Annotated in this window: 3 protein-coding genes; all 3 read right to left on the bottom strand. The window is 65.0% G+C overall.

Annotated features, from left to right (window positions below; genetic code table 11):
- Positions 1 to 620 precede the first annotated feature (620 nt).
- Positions 621 to 761: a hypothetical protein gene (locus tag LNV23_RS23635; RefSeq protein WP_263565201.1), complete on the bottom strand. Its 141-nt coding sequence runs from the start codon at positions 759 to 761 to the stop codon at positions 621 to 623.
- 64 nt (positions 762 to 825) lie between these two features.
- A complete protein-coding gene (locus LNV23_RS23630) occupies positions 826 to 1797 on the bottom strand; it encodes a hypothetical protein (protein WP_263565200.1) in 972 nt (323 codons plus the stop codon).
- A 7-nt stretch (positions 1798 to 1804) separates the two neighbouring features.
- Positions 1805 to 5314: RHS repeat-associated core domain-containing protein (locus LNV23_RS23625; protein WP_318023263.1), on the bottom strand; the 3510-nt coding region annotated here is incomplete at its 5' end.

Below are 5314 nucleotides of genomic sequence, written 5' to 3'. Positions count from 1 at the left end.
GGGTCGCAGCTGCCGCCTCCGCCACCGGGTGGGAAGAGCTGGGCCTGGGCGGCTGGGGCCAGCAGGCCGAGCAGGCTGCTCAGGGCGCTGGCGAGCAGCAGGCGGGGGAGTGCGTTTGTAAGTTTCATCGGCAGTTCATGAGGGGGCGGGCCGGCGGGGGTAGCGCCGGGCTCTGCCCGCGCGCGCGCTGCAGTGTCTTTGTGTTGATGTCGGTTCGTGTTTCTGTTTGTGCGCCAAACAGCTCATGCCAAGGTGGCCGGCAGCGTGCATTCCCGAATACGCGCGGGTGGGCGGCGAGGCCGTCGGCCCGTGTTCATGGGCCCTGTGTGACAGCCTGGGTGGCGACTCAGATCCCGGCGCCGGATCTCGCGGGCGCGGGTACCGGTGGATTGGAAGTTACCAAGCGCAACATATTGAGTGCCGATGCGGTGTTGGCTGCGTACAGCACTGCACGCTGGGCTCTGGTACGCCTCCTATGCGACGCCTTGGCACCGTCGCATTCAGAGGTTTTTGTCGTGATCGAAACCCCGGCCGCGCGAATTGATCAGCACGGCCACGGCTGGGATCTCGGCGTGCGGCGCGTAGTTCGACCGTTCCAGCGAGAGATCACGGAGCTGACCTTACACATCGACGGACTCGATGAGTTCGGCCCGTGCGGGGCTGGCCTTGAGGCAGACGGCTTGGACCTGCTCACCGGAAAGGCCGACCAACATGCCGATGAGCCGTGGGAGCTCCAGGTGGATGGTGATTGCGGCTTTCACTGGGGCCTCACCATGTCTTGCCAGATGTCGAGCGAACGCAGCATGGCTGCGTCTTGGACGTCTTTTACAGATCGGGGAACTCACTGCGCAGCCGCCGCACAACACCGTCCAATACCGCATCGCTGTAAACCGGTGTCGGTGCCGGCAGACGCCCCAGCGGCGTGGCCGTCAGCGGATGCGCCAAGAGCTCGGCCGCCGGATTGGGCAAGCCGGCCAACTCGCGCAGCTTCAGCACGAGCAGCACTTCGTAGGGGAAATACCAGTCCTCGTCGAATGAGAAATCTGAGGCCGGACCATTGCGCTTGGGCCTAACGCTCTGATGCGTGTGGCGGTCCAGCGCCGCCAGCAGTGCATCCGTCAGCCGCAAGGGGTCTGGCGTTTGCCAATGCTCAAGAAGGAACTCGTAGATCGGCTCATCATGGGCAAAGGGCGGATCCACCGGCATCGCTAGTCCGAAATGCGAGGCCAGCAGGCGAAGCACAAAGAACTGGGCACGCGGGTGTGAGGTCTCATCGGCATCGAAATAGGCGTCGTGGGACAGCGCAGAGAGTATCCCGCGCGTCAATGCCAAAGTCTCCTGATCCCAGCCCAGCAAGTACACCCGAGCCAGACTGGAAACCGCCGAGCGCAGTCGAAGCATCCCCAAGTATTGCGGCCGGCCGCCGTTACGGTAGTCTTGCAGCATGAATTGGTCGAAGCGGTGTTCCGCACGCCCCCCCCAGTATTCGTAGGCGGTGGCGCGTATCCAGGTCGCCTCATACCCAGGCTCACCCTTGAGGCAAGACTGGATGGCTGACCAACGCAGTGCGACGCCGACGCGTGCTAGGTCGTCTTTGGCATTGGCCAGCGTGTAAGTCCACATGCCCTCTCCGTCAGGGGAAGGGTAGGGAAAACCGCCTTCAGCCGCGTATCTTTTGAGGAAACCCAAATCTTCCGTTTCCCAGTTCTGTAGACCCAGGACGTAGTTCGCGAGAAATTTTCGGATCGAAGGAAACTTACCGGCTGGGCCGGATCCTTGGAAGCTTGCTGCAGTCATGGTGTTTCTATACCCAGTCGAACAGTTCCAAAATCGGCGTGCCGGTCTTGTTGGGTGGCGGAATGGTGACTTGCATGACTTTGTTGTCCAACTTGTATCCTTGATCGAGCAGTGCCTGGATCTGCTTTGCATAGCGCTGATCGGCAGGCGAAACAGCCTTGCCAGCAATGGTCCCGAACCGCTGCGCCTCGAAGATCCAGTCACGGAACCTTGTTGTCCCATTCCCCGCAGGCCAACCAGGCGCACCAGTCTGGCTGGACTTGACCTCGATATGTTCAATGGTTCTGGTTTGTGGATTGATTCGAATGAGGTCCGGACCATTGCCCGATCTATTTTGAATGCCTTTGTACTTTGCCCCCGTCATCGCTTCGAGTACCTGGGCCGCAATTTGCTCGCCGAGCTTACCGTCATTGTTCGTCCTGACGTTGCTCAGGCGTGGACCAAATAGCTGCTTTCCCTTGAGTGAGTTGAGCGCGGCCGGCGGCGGAGCAGGCGGTGGATTGCTGGCCCGAGGCGGCGTGGGCACGGTGCCTGCGGGCCGTTTGTTCAGCAGGTCGCGGATGATCTTGGCGAGCTTGGGGGCACCGGCTGCTGCGGCACCGGCGCCGATATTGGCTGTGGCGCTGCCCAGGCCCCTGGCGAGGATGTCGGCGGCCGCATCAAGATCACCGAGGCACTTGGCGTTGTAGACCTTGAGCGAGGTCGATACAAAGGTCTCCAGGGTCTCGACGATGGCGGAGCCGAGCAGGAAGTAGCCCACACCGACGACCAGCAGATCGGCAGCCCAGCCCACCGGTGTAGCTTGGGCGACGGCCCAGACGGCAAAGATGCCGGCGGTCGTGGCCAGAGAGGTGGGGCTCACCATCTCAAGCAGCGCATTGCCCACCTCGCCGGGATACTTCGCTGCGGCTTTCTCGAAGACGTACTTCAGCTTGTCGGCGAAGTCAGCGGTCGGCACGTCTTCGTCGCGGGTGATGGGCGCCAAGCCCAGTGGATCCTGCATCGAATGCGGGCGGTTCAACGCGAAGGCATACAGGTCCGGCCCGACGGCCAGGCCCATGGGGTCCGGCGTGAGGTAGCGGCCGGCTTGCGCGTCGTAGTAGCGATGGGTGTTGTAGTGCAGCCCGGTCTCGGGGTCCTGGTATTGGTTGGAGCCGCGCAGATTGAAGGCAACGCTGCCCAGCGACCGGCCTTGCGCCGGGGTGGCCTCAAGGTAGTCGGCCACTTGCGCTTGCCAGACCACCTGGCGCGAGGCGTCGGTCAGCGCGAGCGGGGCATTGCGGTGGTCGGTGTGCACATGCAAGACCTGACCCTGGGCCAGCATGGCCACGGGCTTGTCGTTGATCCACACGTACTGTTGCTGCACGGCGCCTTCGGCATCGGCCTCGGCCACCAGCTGGCTGCCGTCGTAGAAGAAATAGGTCGTCGTGCTGCCCTGTCCGCCGGCCTGGGGCACGACCTTGGCGATGCGCTGGCCGAAGAGGTTGTAGCGGTAGCGGGCCACCGGCTGCATGGCAGCGCTGGTGTCACGCTGCACCTCGGTCAGGCGGTTCAGCGCGTCGTAGCTGAAGCGCAGCCCACCGCGCGTGAGCTGGCGACCGAGGTCGTCGAACAACTCGTTGGGCAACACCACGCCTTCGTGCGCGCTGCCGTCGGCTGGGAGTTGCGCGGCGCTGACCGGGCCGCGCCAGCGGTCCGTCTGGGCATGCAGCCGAGCCTGCCACAGCGGCGAGCCGGCAGCGACTTGGCCCAGCCCCAAGCTGCGCTGCGTCCTGACCTGCGCAGGCTCGTCATCTCCAGGGGTCGCCGAGGCGTAGCCCAGCTGCGTCTGGCCCACTTCGGCGGTTCCGGCGGCAACCACACGTCCTTGTGCGTCCAAGCTGCGTTCGTTGCTCAGGCCGTTGCCGAGCATGAAGCGGCGCTGCGTGTAGCTGTCGGTCTCGTCATTGAGGCCGTACACCAGCGGCCGCTCGAGGCGCGTGCCCAGCCATGCGGACTCCAGCAGGCCCGCACGCGGATGCTGGCTGCCTCGGTAGCGGTAGCTCAGCATCTGGCCGCCGGGCAAGGTCTTGCCCGTCATCTGACCCGCGGCGTTGTAGGCGTAGCGGATCTTCCAGCGATGTTGGTCGATGCGCTGCTCATGCTCGACGAGGCGGCCACCGCTGTCGTAGGCAAAGCGCTCTTCACCGGCCAGGTAGCGAATGCGTTGAGGCTTGTTGCCTGGGCCCCAGATGATCTGTGCGTCTTCGTCGACGTTGCCGTGCACGTCGCTCACCTTCACCGCCACCACCCGTCCAGCCGGGTCCCGGCGGTACTCGGCGCGATGGAGGCCCACGTTCACGCGGGCCAGCAGGCGACCTGCGGCGTCGTACTCGAACACCGCCACCCCCGTGGTCGGGCTCTCCACGCGACGGAGCTGATGGAAGTCATCGCGGTAGTAGCCGGTGAAGGCGCCGTTGGCATCGGCCACTTGGGCATAGGCTTGTGGGCGCGGCGCGGCCGTATCGGACAGTGCGTCTTGCGCCGCGTGCATGGCCGCCAGCAAGTTGGGTCGAGCCACATTGGCACTGTCTTCCGATCGGCTGACGATCTGGCGCATGGCCTCCATCACCGCATCGCGGCCCGAGCCGCTTGCAGAGGCCAGTTCGTCCTGCGCGGCGAAGTCGCGCTGCTGCGAAACGCTGCCCTTGGAATTGAGCAGCCGAGCACGGGTCAGTCGCCCTTCCAGGTCGCGTGTGAGCTCGATGCGATTGTTCTGGCCATCGAACAGCGCTGTCAGCTGGCCGCTCAAATCGAAGGCGGCGCGCGTGCGGGCGCCCGTGGCCTCCAGCACGCCGACGGTCTGGCCTTGGGCGTCATGCTCGAAGCGCCGCTTCACGCCGGCCCGCGTGATGCTGGCTATGGCGCCACCAGGCGTGTACTCGAATTCGCTGACCACGCCGTCCATGCCGATCAGCTTCTGTGTCAGGCCTTCAGCGCTGTACTCGGCACGGGTCATCAGACCCGCTGGGTGGAGCAGCTTGACGGGCCGGTCGGCGCGGGCGTCCAAGAGCACCTGGGTCACGTCCGAGTCTTCGGGCGTTCCTTTGGGGCCGTTGGGAAGCGGCCCGTCGATGGCAGCCAGCACGCTGCGGCCATTGATCGTGCTGTAGCGGTACTCGGTCGTGCGCGTGATGGCCACGCCCTGCGGTGCTTCGTCGCCCTTGTCGCCGACCGGGCTCCAGCCCGCTTCGCTCACGCGCACGACCTGCCCCAGGTCGTTGTAGCTCAGTCGGGTGCTGTGCTCCTTGCCGGCCATGACGCTGGGCCGGGCGATCAGCGTGGGCTGCAGGCCCAGGGCGATGGAGCCGTCCTTGAAGCGCCGGTCGGTGTACTCGTAGCGCTTGAGCAGCTGCGGTGCACCCGCTGGCTGGCCATGTTGGTAGCTCTGCTGGCTGAGTTGGAGCAGCCGGCCCCAGGCGTCGTAGCGGCGTAGTTCGGCCTGCAGGGGCTGGCCCTGCGCGTCCAGCTGGGTGCT

It is taken from the genome of Kinneretia sp. DJ1R-11, assembly GCF_025717595.1.
GTDB lineage: Bacteria > Pseudomonadota > Gammaproteobacteria > Burkholderiales > Burkholderiaceae_C > Paucibacter_A.
Note: the sequence above shows the minus strand (reverse complement) of the source record. Positions and strands in the feature narration are given on the sequence as shown.